The sequence below is a fragment of the Chitinimonas sp. genome (assembly GCF_041904975.1).
Taxonomy (GTDB): Bacteria; Pseudomonadota; Gammaproteobacteria; order Burkholderiales; family Chitinimonadaceae; genus Chitinimonas.
Genome location: NZ_JAYRLZ010000453.1, coordinates 1 through 1,665, shown reverse-complemented (window position 1 = coordinate 1,665; position 1,665 = coordinate 1). Strand labels below are relative to the sequence as shown.

Annotated in this window: 2 protein-coding genes; both read right to left on the bottom strand. The window is 64.3% G+C overall.

Annotated elements, in window-relative coordinates:
* Positions 1-309 precede the first annotated feature (309 nt).
* Complete coding sequence (gene eda / locus ACE3OH_RS22090; protein ID WP_374358415.1) at positions 310-939, bottom strand: bifunctional 4-hydroxy-2-oxoglutarate aldolase/2-dehydro-3-deoxy-phosphogluconate aldolase; 630 nt, start codon at positions 937-939, stop codon at positions 310-312.
* A gap of 39 nt (positions 940-978) precedes the next feature.
* On the bottom strand, positions 979-1,665 hold a 687-nt coding region (locus ACE3OH_RS22085), incomplete at its 5' end, for a dihydroxy-acid dehydratase (RefSeq protein ID WP_374358413.1).

The following is a 1,665-nucleotide window of genomic DNA, read 5'->3' as shown; positions in this document are numbered from 1 at the left end:
CCTCTCCGTTTGGTTGGATAGAACCACGCGCCACAAGACGTATGGACTGGTGCTTGAACACCATGCCTCCTGAAACAGGAGGGGCGTGCCCTGCGTGCCCTGACGGAGAAATGGGCCGCTTCGCTACGCCTGTACCGACACCGGCCAAGCCGCTACCGGTTGATGCGAGTCTCTCTACGGAGACATTGATCCTGCTATTGCTCTACCTGCTGCCACTACTTGAGTCCTGCCAGCTTGCCGAGGAACCACCCTCTGCAAGCCTGTTGCATACCTACCCTGCCAGGCGCTCTGCGGCGCCGCGCAGTCAATTCAACGCAAGGCCGCCGCTTCGCGCGCCAGCGCGCTGATGGCTTGCCAGTCACCGCTGGCCACCTTGTCCTTGGGTACCAGCCAAGAGCCGCCGACGCAGCCGACATTGGGTAAGGCCAGAAACTGTGGCGCGCTGTGCAGGCTGACGCCACCGGTGGGGCAAAACAGCACATCGGCAAACGGGCCAGCCAGAGCCTTGAGCATGCCCAGCCCACCAGCCTGCTCGGCCGGGAACAGCTTCATTGCATCAAAACCAGCGGCACGGGCTGCAATCACTTCGGAAGGGGTCATCACCCCCGGCAGCAAGGGCATATCGGCCGCCTTGGCCGCCGCAGCCAGTTCCGCCGTCAGGCCCGGGGTGACGGCAAACACCGCACCGGCCGACTTCACTTGGGCAAACTGCTCAGGCCGGGTCACCGTACCGACACCGACGATGGCATCGGGCACCGCATCGGCAATCGCCTTGATCGCATTGAGCGCCACAGCGGTACGCAAGGTGACTTCCAGCACCCGGATCCCGCCCGCCACCAGGGCGCGCGCCAGCGGCACGGCATCGTCCAGCCGGTCGATCACGATCACCGGCATGACCGGCGAGGCGCGCATGATGTCGCGAATACTATTCACCCGCACTACTCCTGTTGCTGTTGCTACATTGGCTACACCGCCGCGCTATTGCGGCAGCATGAAACTCATGGCGCCTTCTTCGGCGCCGGTTGCTACATGGCGAAAGCCGGCAAACAGCTCACGCCCGTAGCCGCATTCATTGGCCGACAAATCCATGCTGGCCTGCTCGCGCGCGGCCCAGTCTGCGGCATCCACCTTCGCTTGCAGCACGCCGGTTTCGGCATCGAGGCGGATGATGTCGCCATTGCGCACCCGCCCCAAGGGGCCGCCAGCCAGCACTTCCGGGGTGATATGAATGGCGGCCGGCACCTTGCCCGATGCACCGGACATGCGACCATCGGTGATCAGGGCCACCTTGAAGCCACGGTCCTGCAATACACCAAGCGAGGGCGTCAGCTTGTGCAATTCCGGCATGCCATTGGCGCGTGGCCCTTGAAAACGCACCACCGCCACAAAGTCTCGCTCCAGCTCGCCGCGCTTGAAGGCGGCAATCAGATCGTCTTGCGAGTCGAACACCAGCGCCGGCGCTTCGACCACGCGGTGCTCGGGCTTGACCGCCGACACCTTGATCACCGCCCGGCCCAGATTGCCCTGCAGCAAGCGCAGGCCGCCATCGGCCTGGAATGGTGCGTCGATACCCGACAGCACCGATGCATCGTGACTGTGCGCTGGCGCATCGCGCCAAGCCAGCTTGCCGCCATCGAGCCATGGCTCCTGTGCATAACGGCGCAG